Annotated in this window: 18 protein-coding genes; 10 read left to right on the top strand and 8 right to left on the bottom strand. The window is 63.1% G+C overall.

The genetic code is table 11. The features are described 5' to 3' along the window. Positions 1-11 precede the first annotated feature (11 nt). A complete protein-coding gene (locus PSEMO_RS02110) occupies positions 12-500 on the bottom strand; it encodes a DUF3015 domain-containing protein (protein WP_075801507.1) in 489 nt (162 codons plus the stop codon). 273 nt (positions 501-773) lie between these two features. On the opposite strand from PSEMO_RS02110, the gene PSEMO_RS02105 reads away from it, so the two are divergent. The 5 genes from PSEMO_RS02105 (at position 774) to PSEMO_RS02085 (ending at position 5,404) form a co-directional block, all read left to right on the top strand. Next, positions 774-3,212: a Lon protease family protein gene (locus tag PSEMO_RS02105; RefSeq protein WP_075801506.1), complete on the top strand. Its 2,439-nt coding sequence runs from the start codon at positions 774-776 to the stop codon at positions 3,210-3,212. Between the two features lie 167 nt (positions 3,213-3,379). Next, complete coding sequence (locus tag PSEMO_RS02100) at positions 3,380-3,688, top strand: PA4575 family protein (protein WP_075801505.1); 309 nt, start codon at positions 3,380-3,382, stop codon at positions 3,686-3,688. Positions 3,689-3,782: 94 nt separating this feature from the next. Beyond that, entirely contained in the window at positions 3,783-4,271 is a 489-nt protein-coding gene (locus tag PSEMO_RS02095) for a TIGR00645 family protein (RefSeq protein ID WP_075801504.1), read from the top strand. A 123-nt stretch (positions 4,272-4,394) separates the two neighbouring features. Continuing rightward, positions 4,395-4,700, top strand: a complete 306-nt coding sequence (locus tag PSEMO_RS02090) for a DUF6482 family protein (protein WP_075801503.1) — start codon at positions 4,395-4,397, stop codon at positions 4,698-4,700. 86 nt (positions 4,701-4,786) lie between these two features. Beyond that, positions 4,787-5,404, top strand: a complete 618-nt coding sequence (locus tag PSEMO_RS02085) for an FKBP-type peptidyl-prolyl cis-trans isomerase (protein WP_075801502.1) — start codon at positions 4,787-4,789, stop codon at positions 5,402-5,404. A 144-nt stretch (positions 5,405-5,548) separates the two neighbouring features. Here the strand turns inward: PSEMO_RS02085 and PSEMO_RS02080 are convergent, their stop codons facing one another. From PSEMO_RS02080 to PSEMO_RS02070, 3 genes are all read right to left on the bottom strand, one after another. Beyond that, a complete protein-coding gene (locus PSEMO_RS02080) occupies positions 5,549-5,797 on the bottom strand; it encodes a PA4570 family protein (RefSeq protein ID WP_075801501.1) in 249 nt (82 codons plus the stop codon). A gap of 134 nt (positions 5,798-5,931) precedes the next feature. Further along, positions 5,932-6,273, bottom strand: a complete 342-nt coding sequence (locus PSEMO_RS02075) for a zinc ribbon domain-containing protein YjdM (RefSeq protein ID WP_075801500.1) — start codon at positions 6,271-6,273, stop codon at positions 5,932-5,934. A gap of 98 nt (positions 6,274-6,371) precedes the next feature. Then, entirely contained in the window at positions 6,372-7,340 is a 969-nt protein-coding gene (locus PSEMO_RS02070) for a polyprenyl synthetase family protein (protein ID WP_075801499.1), read from the bottom strand. 266 nt (positions 7,341-7,606) lie between these two features. On the opposite strand from PSEMO_RS02070, the gene rplU reads away from it, so the two are divergent. The 5 genes from rplU (at position 7,607) to PSEMO_RS02045 (ending at position 11,304) form a co-directional block, all read left to right on the top strand. Further along, a complete protein-coding gene (rplU, locus tag PSEMO_RS02065) occupies positions 7,607-7,921 on the top strand; it encodes a 50S ribosomal protein L21 (RefSeq protein ID WP_009398990.1) in 315 nt (104 codons plus the stop codon). 36 nt (positions 7,922-7,957) lie between these two features. Beyond that, positions 7,958-8,215 (top strand): 50S ribosomal protein L27, encoded by a 258-nt coding sequence (gene rpmA, locus PSEMO_RS02060; protein WP_009398991.1) that lies wholly within the window; start codon positions 7,958-7,960, stop codon positions 8,213-8,215. A gap of 186 nt (positions 8,216-8,401) precedes the next feature. Then, entirely contained in the window at positions 8,402-9,625 is a 1,224-nt protein-coding gene (gene cgtA / locus PSEMO_RS02055; protein WP_075801498.1) for an Obg family GTPase CgtA, read from the top strand. A gap of 93 nt (positions 9,626-9,718) precedes the next feature. Further along, positions 9,719-10,837 carry a glutamate 5-kinase gene (gene proB / locus PSEMO_RS02050; RefSeq protein ID WP_075801497.1) on the top strand — a complete coding sequence of 373 codons (1,119 nt, stop codon included), beginning with the start codon at positions 9,719-9,721 and terminating at the stop codon, positions 10,835-10,837. Positions 10,838-10,842: 5 nt separating this feature from the next. Continuing rightward, complete coding sequence (locus PSEMO_RS02045; protein ID WP_075801496.1) at positions 10,843-11,304, top strand: CreA family protein; 462 nt, start codon at positions 10,843-10,845, stop codon at positions 11,302-11,304. Between the two features lie 63 nt (positions 11,305-11,367). On the opposite strand, the gene PSEMO_RS02040 is transcribed toward PSEMO_RS02045, so the two are convergent. From PSEMO_RS02040 to mksB, 4 genes are all read right to left on the bottom strand, one after another. Next, positions 11,368-12,915, bottom strand: a complete 1,548-nt coding sequence (locus tag PSEMO_RS02040; protein ID WP_075801495.1) for a Fic family protein — start codon at positions 12,913-12,915, stop codon at positions 11,368-11,370. A gap of 185 nt (positions 12,916-13,100) precedes the next feature. Beyond that, a complete protein-coding gene (gene mksF / locus PSEMO_RS02035; RefSeq protein ID WP_075801494.1) occupies positions 13,101-15,932 on the bottom strand; it encodes an Mks condensin complex protein MksF in 2,832 nt (943 codons plus the stop codon). Then, complete coding sequence (gene mksE / locus PSEMO_RS02030; RefSeq protein ID WP_075801493.1) at positions 15,929-16,633, bottom strand: Mks condensin complex protein MksE; 705 nt, start codon at positions 16,631-16,633, stop codon at positions 15,929-15,931. Before mksE ends, mksF begins: the two co-directional genes overlap by 4 nt. After that, complete coding sequence (gene mksB / locus PSEMO_RS02025) at positions 16,623-17,912, bottom strand: Mks condensin complex protein MksB (RefSeq protein ID WP_075801492.1); 1,290 nt, start codon at positions 17,910-17,912, stop codon at positions 16,623-16,625. The genes mksE and mksB overlap by 11 nt, the downstream gene beginning before the upstream one ends. Positions 17,913-17,956 lie beyond the last annotated feature (44 nt).

The raw sequence follows: 17,956 nt of genomic DNA, 5'->3' as shown, positions 1-17,956 counted from the left end.
CAAGGTCAGGCTCAGGCCGGGGTAGCGTACTTGGCCAGGCGAGCGTCCGACTTGAGGACGGCGAGGGTGTTGGCGTGAACGTCTTCGGCGGTAGCGTCCGCCGTCTTGAAGATGTCCTGGAAGTGCTGATGGGTGACGGCGGCGAAGTGCGCGCGGTCTTCAGGTGCCACACCGAGCACCACGGCGTAGGTGGTCAGGGCTTCGCCCTGGCCCTTGGCCATGTCTTCGGAGAGCTCGTTCATCATGCCGTTCATGGCGATCCACGACTTGCCGCCGTAGGTCAGTGCCGCGTTGGTCGAGCAGCCGTTGGTGCCCGAGGTCATGCCGAAGGTGGCGTTGCCCGAGGTGCCGTTGGTGGTGGATGCGAGGAAGTGGGCAGGCGTGCCGCGTTGCCCTTCGAACAGCATGTTGCCCCAACCGCAGTCCGGACCGCCCGGCGCCTGGGCCATGGCGTTGATCGAAACCGCGGTGAACAGAGTACCCAGAAGAATCCGTTTCATAGCCTTATTCTCTTTTTTGATGTGCAAACCAAAGGTCAGGGTTATCCGACAGGCCCCACGGACTGCCGGACCAGGTCCGGTTATCTACCGGGCCGCGCAGTGTAGAGCTTAGGCATGATTCAACGGTTCCGTGATTAATTGCGAAATATTGCTTTCACATAGGCGATCCGTCACGTTTTTCCACCCTGTAGGCAATTGCGCAGAGAGCCTTGCAAGCCGGGCGCGGGCGGCGCCAGAATGCCGTCATCTGCCCCGCCGAAGTAAGGAAGCCCGATGCCCGATCCTGTCGCTGCGAGCCTGCGTCTTGCGCCCGAAGCCCTGACCCGGCCGTTTTCCGCTGAACAGTTCGCCTTTTCCACAACCAATGATCTGGAGCCCTTTCGCGGTGTACTAGGCCAGGAACGTGCTGTCGAAGCCTTGCAGTTCGGCGTCGCCATGCCACGTCCGGGCTACAACGTGTTCGTCATGGGCGAGCCGGGGACCGGCCGCTTCTCGTTCGTCAAACGCTACCTGAAAGCCGAAGGCAAGCGCCTGCAAACGCCGCCGGACTGGGTCTACGTCAACAACTTCGACGAGCCCCGCGAGCCGCGGGCGGTCGAGCTGGCACCCGGTAGCGCGAGCACCTTCATCGCCGATATCGGCAGCCTGATCGACAACCTCGTGGTGACCTTCCCGGCGGTGTTCGAACACCCCTCCTACCAGCAAAAGAAGAGCGCCATCGACCGCGCCTTCAACCAGCGCTACGACCGCGCCCTCGATGTGATCGAGCGCGCCTCGCTGGAGAAGGATGTGGCCCTGTACCGCGACAGCAGCAACGTCGCCTTCACCCCGATGAGCGATGGCAAGGCGCTGGACGAGGCCGAGTTCGCCCAATTGCCGGAAGCCGAGCGCGAGCGTTTCCATACCGATATCGCGGAACTGGAGGAGCGCCTCAACGAAGAGCTCGCCAGCCTGCCGCAGTGGAAGCGCGAGTCGAACAACCAGTTGCGCCAGCTCAACGAAGAAACCATCACCCTGGCCCTGCAACCGCTGCTTGGCCCGCTGTCCGAGAAATATTCGGAGAACGCCGAGGTCTGCGCCTACCTGCAAGCCGTGCAGGTGCACCTGCTGCGTACTGTGGTCGAGCAACTGGTGGATGACAGCAAGATCGACGCCGTAGCGCGCAAGATGCTCGAAGAGCAGCTGTCGCCGAGCCTGGTGGTCGGTCATGCGGCCAACGGCGGTGCGCCGGTGGTGTTCGAACCGCACCCGACCTACGACAACCTGTTCGGCCGTATCGAATACAGCACCGACCAGGGTGCCCTGTACACTAACTACCGGCAGTTGCGTCCGGGGGCGCTGCACCGCGCCAACGGCGGTTTCCTGATCCTCGAAGCGGAGAAGATGCTCGGCGAGCCGTTCGTCTGGGATGCACTCAAGCGCGCCCTGCAGTCGCGCAAGCTGAAGATGGAATCGCCGCTGGGCGAGCTGGGCCGTATCGCCACCGTGACCCTGACACCGCAGATGATCCCGTTGCAGGTCAAGGTCATCATCATCGGTGCGCGCCAGCTCTACTATGCGCTGCAGGACCATGATCCGGACTTCCAGGAGATGTTCCGCGTGCTGGTGGATTTCGATGAAGAGATCCCGATGCACGACGAGAGCCTGGAGCAGTTCGCCCAGTTGCTGAAAACCCGCACCAGCGAGGAAGGCATGGCACCGCTGACCGCCGATGCGGTGGCGCGCCTGGCGACCTACAGTGCGCGCCTGGCGGAAAACCAGAAGCGTCTGTCGGCACGCATCGGTGACCTGTTCCAGCTGGTCAGCGAGGCGGATTTCATCCGCCACCTGGCCAACGACGAAATGACCGATGTCGGCCATATCGAACGGGCGCTCAAGGCCAAGGCCACGCGCACCGGACGGGTCTCGGCGCGGATTCTTGACGATATGCTCGCCGGGATCATCCTGATCGACACCGAAGGCGCTGCGGTCGGCAAGTGCAACGGCCTGACCGTGCTGGAGGTGGGTGATTCGGCCTTCGGTGTGCCGGCGCGGATCTCCGCCACGGTGTATCCGGGCGGCAGCGGCATCGTCGATATCGAGCGCGAGGTCAATCTCGGCCAGCCGATCCACTCCAAGGGCGTGATGATCCTCACCGGCTACCTCGGCAGCCGCTACGCCCAGGAATTCCCCCTGGCGATTTCCGCGAGTATCGCCCTGGAGCAGTCCTACGGCTATGTCGACGGCGACAGCGCCTCCCTGGGCGAGGCCTGCACGCTGATCTCGGCCCTGTCGAAGACACCGCTCAAGCAGTGTTTCGCTATAACCGGTTCGATCAACCAGTTCGGTGAAGTGCAGGCGGTGGGCGGGGTCAACGAGAAGATCGAGGGCTTCTTCCGTCTCTGCGAGGCCCGCGGGCTGACCGGGGAGCAGGGCGCGATCATCCCGAAAGCCAACGTCTCGACCCTGATGCTCGACGAGCGGGTGCTGCAGGCCGTGCGTGCCGGGCAATTCCACGTGTATGCGGTCAGCCAGGCCGACGAGGCGTTGAGCCTGCTGGTCGGCGAGCCGGCCGGTGCGCCGGATGCCGATGGCCAGTTCCCCGAGGGCAGCGTCAACGCCCGGGTGGTGGAGCGCCTGCGGGTGATCGCCGAGATGATCAGCGAGGAAGAGTTCAAGGAGGCGGAAAAAGAGCAGGCGGAACAGGCGCTTGCCGAGGTTAAGCCGGCCTGACCGGTTGAACGCGGGCGCCGGGGTGGCATGACCATTCGGCGCCCGTTCTCCTTCGCTGCCTTGTGCTGGCCGGTTTTCTTCTATTCTTCAGAGCATGGATAGTCGTCGGTACAGGATGGAAACAGCCTTGTCGAAGGCTGAACGAGGTTCTACCGAGGGTCGTCGCCATGCCGCGCAGCCTCAGCCTTACCCGTCAATGCCTGGGTCTGGTGACCCGCATCGAGTGCAGCATTCGTCCCCTGTCCGGTGACAACGGCATGTGGACGCTCCTCTTCGCCGCCGGCATGGCAGGCGAACAACCTTCCGCCATCAAGGCCCAGGGGCCGTTCCATGGACCTTTCGTGGCCGAGTCGGTGCTCAATGCCATCGTCGACAGCCTGACCCTCCACGGTTACCAGTTGGCCGATGATCCGCAGATCTGGAGCGTGCATCTGCAGGCCCAGTTGCGCCGGGTCAACGGCCACGTTCATCACTGAAGCGAGCCTGCGGCAGCGCGTCGCGGGCTTTTTCCTACACGTTCGGCTGATATACTCCTGCCCGATTTTCCCCCGCCTTCAGGTGACTAGCTCAATGGAACGCTTTATCGAAAATGCGATGTACGCCTCGCGCTGGCTGCTCGCACCGATCTACTTTGGATTGTCGCTGGGCTTGCTGGCGCTGGCGCTGAAGTTCTTCCAGGAAATCTTCCACGTCCTGCCCAACGTCTTCGCCCTGGCCGAGGCCGACCTGATCCTGGTCCTGCTGTCGCTGATCGACATGGCCCTGGTCGGTGGCCTGCTGGTGATGGTGATGATCTCCGGCTACGAGAACTTCGTCTCGCAACTGGACATCGACGAGGACAAGGAAAAGCTCAGCTGGCTGGGCAAGATGGACTCCTCCTCGCTGAAGATGAAGGTCGCGGCATCGATCGTGGCGATTTCCTCGATCCACCTGCTGCGGGTGTTCATGGATGCGCAGAACATCGCGTCCAACTACCTGATGTGGTACGTGATCATCCACATGACCTTCGTCGTGTCGGCCTTTGCCATGGGTTACCTGGATAAAGTCACCAAGCACTGATCCGGCTGCGCCCGCTTCCCTCACCGCCCGTCCGTTGCAAAACGGACGGGCGGTTGCGTTTGTGCCTTGTGCTTTGTAACCGGCTGTACGAAAAATGAGCAGTCACCGTTGCGAGGTATTCCCATGAACCTGCACGAACTGAACACCCAGGCCCGCGCGGGCCGGATCGACGAGCTCAACCTGATCGCCATCGAAGGCGGCGATTTTCTTCTTGAAGCACGCTCCCACGGACATGCCCACGCCCTCACGGACACCCGTGGCGGGCGCCTGAAAGTGCATTCGGTGGAGGAGGCGCACAACCTGCTGGTCGGCTTGCCTGAGGTGCCGCTGCACCTGGTGCACTGGTCGGTGCAGGACGAAATGTGCGGGATGGCCAGCGTGGTCGAGGAAGACCTCAAGCTGCCGGTGTCCAGCCGTGGCGCTCGCTAGCTGATTCGCTTCGCCGCAGTGTGCTAGGCTGCGAGCCCTTTTCATAAAGGGCGCGGTCTTCATGCGCCCTGCTGCGGAGCAAGCCAATGTCCGAACTCAACCTGTCCACCGACGAATCCCGCGTCAGCTACGGCATCGGCCGTCAACTGGGCGGTCAACTGCGTGACAACCCGCCACCGGGCGTCAGCCTGAACGCCATCCTGGCCGGCCTGACCGACGCTTTCAACGGCGCCGAGAGCCGCGTCAGCGAAGAAGACCTGTCGGCCAGCTTCAAGGTTATCCGTGAAGTCATGCAGGCCGAGCAGGCTGCCAAGGCTGAAGCTGCGGCGGCTGCCGGCAAGGAATTCCTGGCCGAGAACGCCAAGCGCGAAGGCATCACCAGCCTGGCTTCCGGCCTGCAGTACGAAGTACTGACCGCTGGCGACGGCGCCAAGCCGACTCGCGAAGACAGCGTGCGTACCCACTACCACGGCACCCTGATCGACGGCACTGTCTTCGACAGCTCCTACGATCGTGGCCAGCCGGCCGAATTCCCGGTTGGCGGCGTGATCGCCGGCTGGACCGAAGCTTTGCAACTGATGAACGCCGGCAGCAAATGGCGCCTGTACGTCCCGAGTGAGCTGGCCTACGGCGCGCAAGGCGTTGGCAGCATCCCGCCGCACAGCGTGCTGGTGTTCGACGTCGAGCTGCTGGACGTTCTGTAAGGCTTGTGCCCGGGGGCAAGGTCTTCCTTGTCCTTTCGGGCCCTATCGCTGGCAAGCCAGCTCCCACAGGTCCAGCGGTGCACGCGGTCACTGTGGGAGCTGGCTTGCCAGCGATGAGGCCCTGAAGAACAACACAAAGATCAGCTAGAACCCCGCATGCGGCGTGTTCGGGCGCAACGCCCGGGCATAACAGAACAGGAACAGGTTCCTCACCAGTTCCTTGAGTACGATCGGCTCACTCGAATTCAAACCATTCAGGTCCAGGTCGCCCTGGTCGCGCAGTTCGTCCAGTGCCGCTTCTTCGAGCACGGCGCAGACTTCGCCCGTCTCGCGGTGGAGGATGCGCAGGTAAGGGTGGGGGCGGTCAAGCCAGGCGTCGATCAGATAAGTCATGGCTATTCTCCTTGAAAGCGTTCAGTGAGAATAATTCTTATTATCAGAATAGCAAGGGACAATTGGGAATAATTTGCATTTTCTGCCGAGGTGCGCGCCCGTGTCGCAGCGCGCACCTGGATTCAGGCGGGGGATCAGACCTTGCGGACGAACTCCGACTTCAGCTTCATCGGGCCGATGCCGTCGATCTTGCAGTCGATGTCATGGTCGCCGTCGCACAGGCGGATGTTCTTGACCTTGGTGCCGACCTTGACCACCAGGGAGGTGCCCTTGACCTTGAGGTCCTTGATCACGGTGATGGTGTCGCCGTCCTGCAGGACGTTGCCGACCGCGTCCTTCTTCACCACGTCATCGTTGGCCGCCTCGGCGTCGCCGCTGGCCGACCACTCGTGGGCGCACTCGGGGCAGATCAGTTGAGCGCCGTCTTCATAGGTGTATTCGGAGTTGCATTTGGGGCAGGGTGGCAAGGTGCTCACTACGTTTCCTCGGGTCATGCGTGCAGAAAGCCCACATTGTATAGGGTTTTGGCCTACAGAGGAAAAGCGGGCCCGTCAGGCGACGGGCCGGGGCGGGATCAGTGCGTGCGGGCGACGGCGAATTCGCTGAGTTCTACCAGCGCATCGCGGTATTCGCTGGCTGGCAGCACTTCGAGGCAGGCGATGGCGCGGGCGACGTAGTCACGGGCCATTTTCGCGGTGTAGTCCAGCGAACCCGAGGCTTCCACGGCTTCGCGGATGCGTTCCAGATCCTCGATGCCACCTTTCTGGATCGCCTGGCGAACCAGTGCAGCCTGTTCCGGGGTGCCTTCGCGCATGGTGTAGATCAGCGGCAGGGTCGGCTTGCCTTCGGCCAGATCGTCACCGACGTTCTTGCCCAGGGTCTGCGCGTCGCCCTTGTAGTCCAGCAGGTCGTCGACCAGTTGGAAGGCCACGCCCAGGTGGTCGCCGAAGGTGCGCAGCGCTTCGCGCTGTTCTTCGCTGGCATTGGCCAGGGCGGCGGCGCTGTGGGTCGAGGCTTCGAACAGCATCGCGGTCTTGCCGCGGATGACGTCCATGTAGATCTCTTCGGTGGTGCTGGCATCGCGAACCCGCGACAGTTGCAGCACTTCACCCTCTGCGATGACCCGGGTGGCCTTGGAGAGAATCTGCATGACCGGCATCGAACCCAGCTCGACCATCATTTCGAACGAGCGGGAATAAAGGAAGTCGCCCACCAGCACGCTCGGCGCGTTGCCCCAGAGGGCATTGGCGGTGGAGCGGCCGCGGCGCATGCCGGACATGTCGACCACGTCGTCATGCAGCAGGGTGGCGGTGTGCAGGAATTCGATGGTGGCGGCGAGCAGGCGCAGGTCGTCGCCTTCGCGGCCCAGGGCCTTGCCGCAGAGCAGCACCAGCAGCGGGCGCAGGCGCTTGCCGCCGGCCGAGGTAATGTAGTCGCCGATTTTCGATACCAGCGGGACGCGCGAAGTCAGCTGTTTCTTGATGATCTCGTCAACGGCGCTGAAATCGTCCGCTACCGCGCGGTAGAAAGCTTGGGGTTGCATCGGCCACAGGTGCTCCATATAGGTTGCGCGGCATGCTAGGTTGCGCGGCATGCTAGGTTGCGGGTTCCAGCCTGTCAAGGCGCCCGGCCGGGCGGCCCGGGGCGCCACTTGCAAGGCCCGGCGGGCTTGCGTACAATCGCGCACCCTACTTCCTGGGCAGCACCTGCCTTACGCAATTGCACCGGGCCGTTCCAGCCTCGTGCAGCCATGCCAGCCAATACTCTTCCTATAAAGCGCTGGGTGAGCAGGATTATCGGAGAAATACCATGTCTTACGCAGTAATTGTTACCGGTGGCAAGCAGTACAAAGTCGCCGAAGGTGAATACCTGAAGATCGAAAAACTGGAAGTCGCTACCGGCGAATCCGTTACTTTCGACCGCGTCCTGCTGGTTGCCAATGGCGACGACGTGAACATCGGCGCTCCAGTCGTTGCGGGTGCAAAAGTTGTTGCTGAAGTGATCTCCCAAGGTCGTCACGACAAAGTGCGCATCATCAAGTTCCGCCGCCGTAAGCACCACATGAAGCGTATGGGCCACCGCCAGTGGTTCACCGAGATCAAAATCACCGGTATTCAGGCTTAATTCCCAGCCTAATCCCCCTTCAGGAGAATTGAACTCATGGCACACAAAAAAGCTGGTGGTAGTACCCGTAACGGTCGCGACTCAGAAGCCAAACGCCTTGGCGTGAAGATGTATGGCGGCCAGGCTATCGTTCCAGGCAACATCATCGTCCGTCAGCGCGGCACCCAGTTCCACGCTGGCTACGGCGTTGGCATGGGCAAGGATCACACCTTGTTCGCCAAGATCGCTGGCAAGATCAAGTTCGAAGTAAAAGGCGCCTTCGGTCGTCGTTACGTGAGCGTCGTTGCCGAGTAATCGTGCAACCGCTGGGAAAGCCCTGTCTTGCGACGGGGCTTTTTCGTTTATGGAGTGAGTCTCTTGCAAAGCTGTCCGCATGGGCTGCCGGCGCTGTATTCGCATGACGGGTTAGCCGCGCTCATTTTTGCAAGAGCCTTACGTATCTGGTCACTCAGCTCGTCGGTCTGACGAGAGGCGGTTTTTATGAAGTTTGTTGACGAAGTATCGATCCGGGTCAAAGCCGGTGATGGCGGGAACGGTTGCATGAGCTTCCGCCGCGAAAAGTTCATCGAGAACGGCGGCCCCAACGGCGGTGACGGTGGCGACGGCGGTTCGGTGTTCATGATTGCCGACGAAAACCTCAACACCCTGGTCGACTACCGTTACACCCGTCACTTCGAAGCCCAGCGCGGCTCCAACGGCGGCAGCACCGACTGCACCGGCAAGAAGGGCGACGACCTGGTCCTGCGGGTTCCGGTGGGCACCACCGTGATCGACGCCAGCACCCAGGAAATCATCGGCGACCTGGTCAAGCCAGGGCAGAAACTGATGGTGGTGCAGGGCGGTTGGCACGGCCTGGGCAACACCCGTTTCAAATCCAGTACCAACCGTGCGCCACGCCAGACCACCCCGGGCAAGCCGGGCGAGCAGCGTGACCTCAAGCTGGAAATGAAGGTCCTGGCCGACGTCGGCCTGCTGGGCCTGCCGAACGCGGGCAAGAGCACCTTCATCCGCGCCGTTTCGGCCGCCAAGCCGAAGGTTGCCGACTACCCGTTCACCACCCTGGTGCCGAACCTGGGCGTGGTCAGCGTCGATCGCTGGAAGAGCTTTGTCATCGCCGACATCCCCGGCCTGATCGAAGGTGCTTCCGACGGTGCCGGCCTGGGTATCCGCTTCCTCAAGCACCTGGCCCGTACCCGCGTACTGCTGCACCTGGTCGACCTGGCGCCGCTGGACGAAAGCAGCCCGGCCGATGCCGCCGAGGTGATCGTCAACGAGCTGGAGCGCTTCAGCCCGTCGCTGTGCGAGCGCGAGCGCTGGCTGGTGCTGAACAAGTCGGACATGATCCCGGAAGACGAGCGTGAAGCCCGGGTCAAGGAAGTGGTCGATCGCCTGCAATGGGAAGGCCCGGTCTACCTGATCTCGGCCATCTCCCGCCAGGGCACCGAGCAGATCAGCCATGACCTGATGCGCTACCTCGAAGACCGTGCCGACCGCCTGGCCGCCGACCCGGCCTACGCCGCCGAGCTGGCCGACCTCGACCAGCGTATCGAAGACGAGGCCCGCGCCCAGCTGCAGGCCCTGGACGATGCGCGCACCCTGCGCCGCACCGGCGTCAAGAGCGTCGACGATACCAGCGACGACGATGACTTCTGGGACGACGAGGACGACGAAGACGGTCCGGAAATCATTTACGTGCGCGACTGATCCGTTGCAGTACACTGAACGCCGCTTTTTCAAGCGGCGTTTTGTTATCTACAGAATCTACAGAATCCACACAGATCGATAGGTTGGAAGAAGATGCGGAGCAAGGTGACAGGTGCCCAGCGCTGGGTCGTGAAGATTGGCAGTGCCCTGCTGACGGCGGATGGCAAGGGCCTGGATCGCGCGGCGATGGGTGTCTGGGTTGAGCAGATGGTGGCCCTGCGCGAAGCGGGCGTCGAGTTGGTGCTGGTCTCCTCGGGGGCCGTGGCTGCCGGCATGAGCCGTCTGGGCTGGACCAAGCGACCGAGTGCGATGAACGAGCTGCAGGCCGCGGCCTCCATCGGCCAGATGGGCCTGGTGCAGGCCTGGGAATCCAGCTTTGCCGAGCACGGCAAGCACACCGCGCAGATTCTCCTGACCCACGACGACCTCTCCGACCGCAAGCGTTACCTCAACGCCCGCAGCACCCTGCGCACCCTGGTGGAACTGGGTGTGGTGCCGGTGATCAACGAGAACGACACCGTGGTCACCGACGAGATCCGCTTCGGCGACAACGACACCCTGGCGGCGCTGGTGGCCAACCTGGTCGAAGCCGACCTGCTGGTGATCCTCACCGACCGTGACGGCATGTTCGACGCCGATCCGCGCAACAACCCCGAAGCCCAGCTGATCTACGAAGCCCGTGCCGACGATCCTGCGCTGGACGCCGTGGCCGGCGGCACCGGGGGCGCCCTCGGCCGTGGCGGCATGCAGACCAAGTTGCGTGCGGCGCGCCTGGCGGCCCGTTCCGGTGCCCACACCATCATCGTCGGCGGGCGCATCGAGCGCGTGCTGGACCGCCTCAAGGCTGGCGAGCGCATCGGCACCCTGCTGTCGCCGGAGCGCGGCATGCTGGCGGCGCGCAAGCAATGGCTGGCCGGCCACCTGCAGACCCGTGGCACCCTGGTGCTGGACGCCGGTGCCGTGCAGGCCCTGCGCCAGGCCAACAAGAGCCTGCTGCCAGTTGGCGTGAAGACCGTGCAGGGCAGTTTCCGCCGTGGCGAGATGGTGGTCTGCGTTGGTCCGGACGGCGTCGAAGTCGCCCGTGGCCTGGCCAACTACAGCGCCCTGGAAGCGCAGAAGATCATCGGCCAGCCGTCGGACGCCATCGAGAACCTGCTGGGCTACAGCGCCGAGCCGGAGCTGGTGCACCGCGACAACCTGATTCTGGTGTGAGGGGTATGAATTTGTTCAAGGGACTGTTTGCTGCCGCCCTGCTGGCGCTGCCGGCGCTGGCTTCGGCGGAAGTGGTGGGTGAGGTATCCACCGTGTTCAAGGTGCTCGGGCCGAACGACAAGATCGTCGTCGAGGCGTTCGATGATCCGAAGGTCGAGGGTGTGACCTGCTATCTGTCGCGGGCCAAGACTGGCGGCGTGAAGGGTGGACTGGGGCTGGCCGAGGATCGGGCGGAGGCGTCGATTGCCTGCCGCCAGGTCGGACCGATCAACTTCAAGGGTGACCTGAAGGACGGCGATGAAGTGTTCAAGGAGCGCACGTCGCTGGTGTTCAAGACCATGCAGGTTGTGCGTTTCTTCGACAAGAAGCGCAATACCCTGGTGTATCTGGTGTACAGCGACCGGGTGATCGAGGGCAGCCCGCAGAACGCGGTGACGGCGATCCCGATTCTGCCTTGGGCCAAATAGCCTCTTCATGGACTTCCCGGAGCTGATCCGCTCATCGCCGGGAAGTCCATGGAGCTCAAAGTCTCACTCGCTGGGAGAGGCGATATCCCTGCCTTCGAATGCCGACTGGATAGCCTCCAGCATGCGCGACGCCCGAGGCTCTTCTTCCAGTTGGGGATACTGCTTCCTGAGTTTTCCGGAAATCCTCCAGCCATTTTCCCTGACTGACCGAATGATCCGTGTAGCGTCCTGGTCCGGTAATTCGACGACATCCTTGAGGCGTTCAAGAGCAAGCTGGAAGACCATCAGCGTCTTGGCTTCTTCGGCCATTTCTGTGCGGATCGTATGTGTGACGACATGAGTGGTGTACAGCACGTGCTCGGTCAGATCTGGATACCGCCATGCAAATCGTGCGTCGTCATACTCATCAAAGATGAAGTTGCTGAGTGTGCCGTCATCGTACTTTTCCAATTCGCCAAAGCGATAGGCTGTCGCGTAGCGCCGCATCAGCGGCCGCGAAAGCACTTCCAGCGTACGGTCATAACCCGCGCGGAATTCAGCTGAGCTAGTGATCGTGGCCGAAACAGGCAAGATCACGCCCTCAGGCACAGCCCTGTCCCGAACGAGGGTGTCGTTGATCAAGAAACGGTGGATTCGCCCGTTGCCATCCTTCATCGGGTGAATGTAGACGAACCCGAATGCGAGCACTGCGGCCCGGGCCAGGGGCTCGGCACCTCTGGTCATGCGTTCGAATGCCTTCAAGCCTTCCAGCATCGATGGCACGTCGTCGAAATGCGGAGCGATGTAGTGCACGATGTTTTCGCGCATCGTGGCTTGTCCAACAAATACAGGAGAGCGGCGCAGGCCCAGTCCGAATGCATCCTGTCCCAGGATCGCGCCTTGCAGTGCCCGCAGACTTTGGTCGCTCAGAGGCTCCTGGATATGTCCGCAATGCTGTGCAATGACATGGGCAAAACGTTGGATGCGGTCTGCCTGATCCGCTTCTTTCTCGATCAGGAAGCTGGCGCGCGACTCCTTGAAGGTCAGCCAGCTGGCGGTTCTCAGGAGGATGTCGGCGCCATAGGCTCGGTCCAGCTCGCTGAGTTCGGCGCTCAGATCGAATTGCAACGCCTCTTGAACGGCTGCCGTGCGGCGAACGATGGGGCAGAATCCCTCGGTTCCCGGCAGGTTGTCGTTAATGCGCCAGCGGCGCACACGAACCGGAGGCGTTGTGCTGGCAAGGTAGCGATCTGCCGAAATCGCATCGATGTAGCCACCGTTGCTAATGTCGGGCACGTCCAATCGCTGTTGGGTCAGCCACTCATAGAAAAAGCCTGCACGGCGGGCGTATTGACCAAAAGGTTCATCACGGCACCAGGCCTCCAGCGGCTGAGGGCCGACAGTGGCGAACAGTCGGGCGAAGAATTCCAGATGGATGTCTTCATATTTGAGGCCGAACTCGAAGTGGCCGTTGAAATCGTCCGTCGGACGGTACCTTGGCGGATAGCGATTCTCGACCAACTCGCCAGTATCTCGGCTAAGGCGACTCGCTCCGATCGTGGATTCAACGCGCAGGGGTTGCACGAGTGCAATGCCGTAACGGGCGGCAAGCGCCTTGAAACCGACTTGCATGATGGAAATCCTTTAATGGTCGTGCAAAAGCATTAATTTTCTAGGGGTCTGATCCTAAAACGATAATGGTGGAGTTTGTGCTAAAACGCTAATCGAGTTGGTAAATTGATAATTAATCGGTTTTTCCTGTCAAAACGCTAAATTAGCGCCTGCGCGTTGGGGCCCCGGAGGACCCCAGCACACATTCAGGCTGAAGTCTCTTCAGCCTCCTCCCGCACCACCGCCTTCTCCACATCCCGCCGGCTGATGTACTTCCAGTCCGCCTCGTCGATGTAGATCCCGTTCGGGCCACTGCCGCCTTCCAGGTCGATCGCCACCCGCGCCGACACCTGCGGCTTCACGCTCGCCAGAATCGGTACGAAGCCCAGTTGCAGGCTGGTTTCCAGCAGTGCGGCCTGGTTGCGTTCGTCGATGTCCGCCGCTTCGTCGAGGTAGTACGGCAGGCGCACACGGCCGGCCAGGTCGCGGTCCATCAAGTGCAGCAACAAGTACATGTTGGTCAGCGCCTTGATGGTCATGGTGGTGCCGTTGGACGCCGCACCGTCGATGTCGGTGTGAATCACCGGCTGGCCATGCACCTTGGTGATCTCGAAGGCCAGTTCGAACAGGTCCTTGAGGCCCAACTGGTTGTGGTTCGCGGCAACGAGGCGGGCCAGGTATTCCTTGGCTTCCTCGTTCTTGTTGTCCTGCTCGGCACTCTGGCTCAGGTCGAACACCGACAGGGTCTCGCCTTCCTCGTACTGGCCGGCGCTGTGGATGATCTGGTCGATGTGCTTGAGCGCTTCCTTGTTCGGTGCAAGGACAATGCGGAAGCTCTCCAGGTTGGACACCTGGCGCCGGTTGATCTCACGGTTGAACAGGGCCAGCTGGTGTTCGAGGCTGTCGTAGTCGCTGCGGATGTTGCGCAGGGTCCGGGCGATGTCGGTGACCGCCGCACGCCGCGCCTTGCCCAGGGTCAGGGCTTCGTCGGTACGGTGCGCGTAGGCGTTGATCAGCAGTTGCAGGCGGCGCTCCATGTCGTCTTCGCTGTCGAACTTGGCCACGCCCTTGAGGCGCACCTGGGCGTACAGCGCCTCGATCTGGTTGTCGACCCGCAGCAGGCCCTGCCAGCTGTCCTGGTAGTCGTTGAGCAGCGGCAGCAGGTTGTCCATGGAGTCGTCCACCGGCTCCATGAACGGCGTACCGAACGGCAGGTCCGACGGCAGCAGCTGACGGCGGCGCAGGGCGTCGTCGAGGGTGCGCTGCTTGGCTTCCATATCGGCGATCTGCCGGCCCACCAGTTGCAGCTTGGCGGAGAGTTGCTGGACGCGCTCGGTGAAGGCGTCGCTGGAGCGCTTGAGTTCGTCCTGGGCGGCTTCGAGCTGCGCCAGTTGCTCCAGCTTGTCGCCTTCCTCGGCGCTCAGGGTCTGGCTGCGGCGGAAGTCCTCGAGGGCCTTCTGCGCGTCCAGCACCTGCTGGTACAGGGCTTCGGTCTGGGTCTTGCTGGCGGCGCGGTCGGCGGCCACGGATTGCTGGGTCTTGAGCTGCTTGAGCTCCTTCTCCAGACGCTCCTTCTGGTCGCGCAGGGCAGCACGGTCGGCCAGGGCCTGCAGGGCCGGCGGCTCGATATGCGAGAGATCGACGGAGATCCCCGGCACTTCGAAGCGCTCGCCCTTGAAGCCGTCCAGCAGGGCTTCGAGGGTCTTGATCCAGACATCGCTCTCGTCCAGCTCGATGCCGCGCTCGCCCAGCGGCAGGCTGAACAGCGCGCCGTTGAACAGGCGCATCAGGCGCTCGACGTCCTGCTGCGAGAACTCTTCGCGCAGGCGCGCGTAGCTGTTGTTGTCGGCGTGATCGAGCTGCTGCTTCACCGACTTCAGGCGTTTTTCCAGGTCGCGCAGGCGTTCTTCCAGGTCTTCGGCACTGAACTGGCGAGACTGGGCCAGGGCACCGGCCAGCTCGTCGTGGGCATCCTTGGCGGCCAGCAGTTGCTGTTCCAGGACCTTGACATCGTCGACCAGGGCGAAGCGGTTCTTCAGCACCGACAGCTCACCCAGCCAGCGCTGGATGCCGCTGATTTCCCGCTCCAGGCGCATCAGCTCCTGGGTGCCGTTGCGCTGGTCGTTCTGCAGCGAGTCCTGCTCGCCCTTGTAGTGCTCGGCCTGGATGACCAGCTCGTCCTTGCGTGCGCTGGAGTAGTCCTGCCAGGTGCCCAGCAGCGAGTCGAGCAGCGGAGACAGGCGATGCAGCTTGCCGCGCAGGATGTCGCGCTGGGCCACGCCGTTGGCCAGCGCCTCGACCAGCGGCCCGGCGGCGACCAGCGAGTTGTAGTCCTGCTCCATGCGGCGCACGTCGCGGAAGGCTTCGTCGCAGGCGGCGATGTAGTCGACGCTGCCGGAGCGCAGGCTGTGCTCGAAGGCATCGAGGAACAGCTGCTTGAGCTTGGCCGCGGTGATCTCGCGCATGTGCAGCAGGTTGATGAACAGGGCGCGGAAGGTCTTCAGGCTCTGCTCGCTGGTGGAGCGCAGCGGGATCAGGGTCAGGTCCAGGGGGATCGAGGTGTGCCCGCCGACCAGCAGCCGGCGCAGTTCGTCAGGCTTGAGCTCGTAGGCTTTCAGGCCGTTGCGCTCGAGGTTGCTGAACAGCTCTTTCTGGCGCAGGCAGGTGTCGTTCTTCTGGTAGTGGGCCAGGTCCAGCTCGCCGGCATAGGCGAAGAACTGGTGGCCGAAGCCGCCGCCCGGGCCGCGCCCGACCACACCGATCACGTGCGGGCCGTGGGGCAGGTTGACCTCGCAGAGGATGTAGCTGGTGTCGCTGGCGAAGTAGAAGCGCCGCGACTGCTCCAGGCTGTACTTGCCGAAACTCATGTCCGACATGCGCGCCAGGATCGGGAACTGCAGGGCGTTGATCGAGGCACTCTTGCCCAGGTTGTTGGCGCCGTAGACCGACAGCGGGTGCTCCAGGGGGAACAGGCCGAGGCTGTAGCCGGCGGTGTTGAGCAATGCGAAACGGCGGATGCCGTAGCGTTCCTGGCTCATGCGTCAATCTCCTGTTGCTCTTCGGCGATGGCCCGGGCCAGGGCCTCTTCTTCGCTTTCTTCTGCGAACGGCGCCAGGTCCAGCGGATCGTCGGTACGGTTGAGTTCTTCCGGGGTTTCCTCGACCACCAGCACCGGGGTCGGCAGCGGCAGGTTGCTGTGCAGGCTGGCGGCCAGGTCGCGGTCCTGCTGGACCGACAGGCAGACATCGAGGAAGCGGTGCATCGGCGGCAGGAAGCGGTAGATACCGTTTTCTTCGTGGGCGAAGCCGAGCTGGGTCATGCGGCGCATGATCTTCTCTTCCAGCTCGTCCGGGGTCTGCACTTCGGCCTGGAGGAACAGGTCGCGGTACTTGTCGAGCATCGACGGCAGTTCGTCACGGCCGAGGCTGCCACCGTCGAGCACCGACATCGGGTCGCGACCCTGGTCGGCCAGGTGCTCGACCAGGATGAAGGTGAACAGCGCCAGGCGCTGCGCGGTCTTGTTGACCTGGGCGGCAGCCTGCTCGGGCACGAAGTAGTAGAAGCCGCGGGTATCGCAGACCAGCTCGTAGCCGAGGGCCTTGAACAGGCCGCGGTACTGGTCCTGGAAGTTCGACAGCTGGGCGTACAGCTCCGGGTCGCGCCGGCTGATATGGAAGCCCTTGAACAGCTCGCGGAAGATCGGCGCGAGCTGGGACAGTTCGGAAAGATCAAGATGCATGGGCAGGGCTCGCAGCAGGTTCGGGCGAAGGTCCGGGCGACGTTTCGCGGCTGGATGTCAGGGCGAAGGAGCGCAGGCTGACCAGGTGTTCGCGGGTGGAATACTCGCGGCGGTCGAGGCGTTCGCGGGAGAAGCGTTTTTCCCGCGAGAGTCGCGAGAACCAATAGAGCAGTTCGTCGGTGGCGCCTTCCGGCTCCTGCTCCAGCAGCCAGACCATCAGGTCCGGCAGGGGCAGGGCGTCCTCGCAGCGCTCGAGCATTTCCTTGACCGTGCGCGGGGCGCGGGTCGGTTCGCCCTTGTGGGTCTTGTGCGCCTTGGGGAACTGCGCCGGCTTCGGTTCGAAGCGGGCCAGGGCGTAGACATAGGCCTCGACCTGGCTGGCGCTGCCGAGGAAGGTGCTCTGCGGCCGGGTGAACAGCGGCATGGCCGCCTGCGGCACGGCGTCGATGCCCTTGCGGCGGATCACCGACAGGGCCAGGGCCGCGCCGCGGGTCACGGCGTTGTGCCGCCGCGCTTCTTCACGCAGCGGCAGCAGCAGTTCGCGGGCGTGGCGCAGGGTCAGCTGGGCGCTGGTCTGCATTTCAAGGATGCGCGCGTGGGTGCGCAGGAGCATGTCGTCGTCGACCAGTTGGCCGAGCCTGGCCTGTTCGCTGAGCAGGCGCAGGAGCACGGTCTCGACCTTGCGCACGCCCTGTTCGAAGGCGCCGTCGGCGTTGACCAGCTGGATCATCGGCTCGACGTATTCGTCCCAGGTCGCCAGGACCTCGGCATAGCGCTGGCGCAGGGGGATCTGCCGGTCGCTGGTCTTGGCCCGCTCGGCCACGCCGACCAGGGCCTGTTCGTCGTTGTCGAGCTTCTTCAGCACGTCGCGCACGCGCATGTCGAGCAGGCGCAGCTGGCGGGCGAGGTCGTGGCCGTCGCGAATGTCGAAGGCGTCCTGGATATGCCCGGCCAGGCGCTCCAGGTGGCGCAGGTAGGCCTCGATCTCCAGGCACAGGCCGAGGCGGTGCTCGCGGCGCAGGTAGGCGAGGAAATCGTGGATCTGCGCGTTCAGCTCGAAGCGGTTCGGGCTTTTTGCCACCGGGACCAGGATATCCAGGCGGATCCACACGTCGAGCAGGGCGGTGATGTCCTGCGGCGTGCTCTCCAGCTGCTGGGCGGCCAGTTGCTGGCGCAGTTCGCCCAGGCTCAGGGTGCCGCCGTCAAAACGCTCTGACAAAGGTTCCAGCAGGTTCCAGTGTTCGGCCAGGGCGCGCAGGACGCGTTTCGGTTCGATCATTGGCGGGTCGACTCGCTGCCAAATAAAACGCCGGATTGTACTGC

It is taken from the genome of Pseudomonas putida (assembly GCF_001941965.1).
In the GTDB taxonomy this organism is placed as follows: Bacteria; Pseudomonadota; Gammaproteobacteria; order Pseudomonadales; family Pseudomonadaceae; genus Aquipseudomonas; species Aquipseudomonas putida_L.
This window is presented reverse-complemented; position numbering and strand designations above follow the sequence as displayed.

What these genes read in the sequence shown, in the direction of transcription:
- PSEMO_RS02110 (WP_075801507.1), bottom strand. Translation starts at nt 500, where the DNA reads ATGAAACGGATTCTTCTGGGTACTCTGTTCACCGCGGTTTCGATCAAC.
- PSEMO_RS02105 (WP_075801506.1), top strand. Translation starts at nt 774, where the DNA reads ATGCCCGATCCTGTCGCTGCGAGCCTGCGTCTTGCGCCCGAAGCCCTG.
- PSEMO_RS02100 (WP_075801505.1), top strand. Translation starts at nt 3,380, where the DNA reads ATGCCGCGCAGCCTCAGCCTTACCCGTCAATGCCTGGGTCTGGTGACC.
- PSEMO_RS02095 (WP_075801504.1), top strand. Translation starts at nt 3,783, where the DNA reads ATGGAACGCTTTATCGAAAATGCGATGTACGCCTCGCGCTGGCTGCTC.
- PSEMO_RS02090 (WP_075801503.1), top strand. Translation starts at nt 4,395, where the DNA reads ATGAACCTGCACGAACTGAACACCCAGGCCCGCGCGGGCCGGATCGAC.
- PSEMO_RS02085 (WP_075801502.1), top strand. Translation starts at nt 4,787, where the DNA reads ATGTCCGAACTCAACCTGTCCACCGACGAATCCCGCGTCAGCTACGGC.
- PSEMO_RS02080 (WP_075801501.1), bottom strand. Translation starts at nt 5,797, where the DNA reads ATGACTTATCTGATCGACGCCTGGCTTGACCGCCCCCACCCTTACCTG.
- PSEMO_RS02070 (WP_075801499.1), bottom strand. Translation starts at nt 7,340, where the DNA reads ATGCAACCCCAAGCTTTCTACCGCGCGGTAGCGGACGATTTCAGCGCC.
- rplU (WP_009398990.1), top strand. Translation starts at nt 7,607, where the DNA reads ATGTCTTACGCAGTAATTGTTACCGGTGGCAAGCAGTACAAAGTCGCC.
- rpmA (WP_009398991.1), top strand. Translation starts at nt 7,958, where the DNA reads ATGGCACACAAAAAAGCTGGTGGTAGTACCCGTAACGGTCGCGACTCA.
- cgtA (WP_075801498.1), top strand. Translation starts at nt 8,402, where the DNA reads ATGAAGTTTGTTGACGAAGTATCGATCCGGGTCAAAGCCGGTGATGGC.
- proB (WP_075801497.1), top strand. Translation starts at nt 9,719, where the DNA reads ATGCGGAGCAAGGTGACAGGTGCCCAGCGCTGGGTCGTGAAGATTGGC.
- PSEMO_RS02045 (WP_075801496.1), top strand. Translation starts at nt 10,843, where the DNA reads ATGAATTTGTTCAAGGGACTGTTTGCTGCCGCCCTGCTGGCGCTGCCG.
- PSEMO_RS02040 (WP_075801495.1), bottom strand. Translation starts at nt 12,915, where the DNA reads ATGCAAGTCGGTTTCAAGGCGCTTGCCGCCCGTTACGGCATTGCACTC.
- mksF (WP_075801494.1), bottom strand. Translation starts at nt 15,932, where the DNA reads ATGAGCCAGGAACGCTACGGCATCCGCCGTTTCGCATTGCTCAACACC.
- mksE (WP_075801493.1), bottom strand. Translation starts at nt 16,633, where the DNA reads ATGCATCTTGATCTTTCCGAACTGTCCCAGCTCGCGCCGATCTTCCGC.
- mksB (WP_075801492.1), bottom strand. Translation starts at nt 17,912, where the DNA reads ATGATCGAACCGAAACGCGTCCTGCGCGCCCTGGCCGAACACTGGAAC.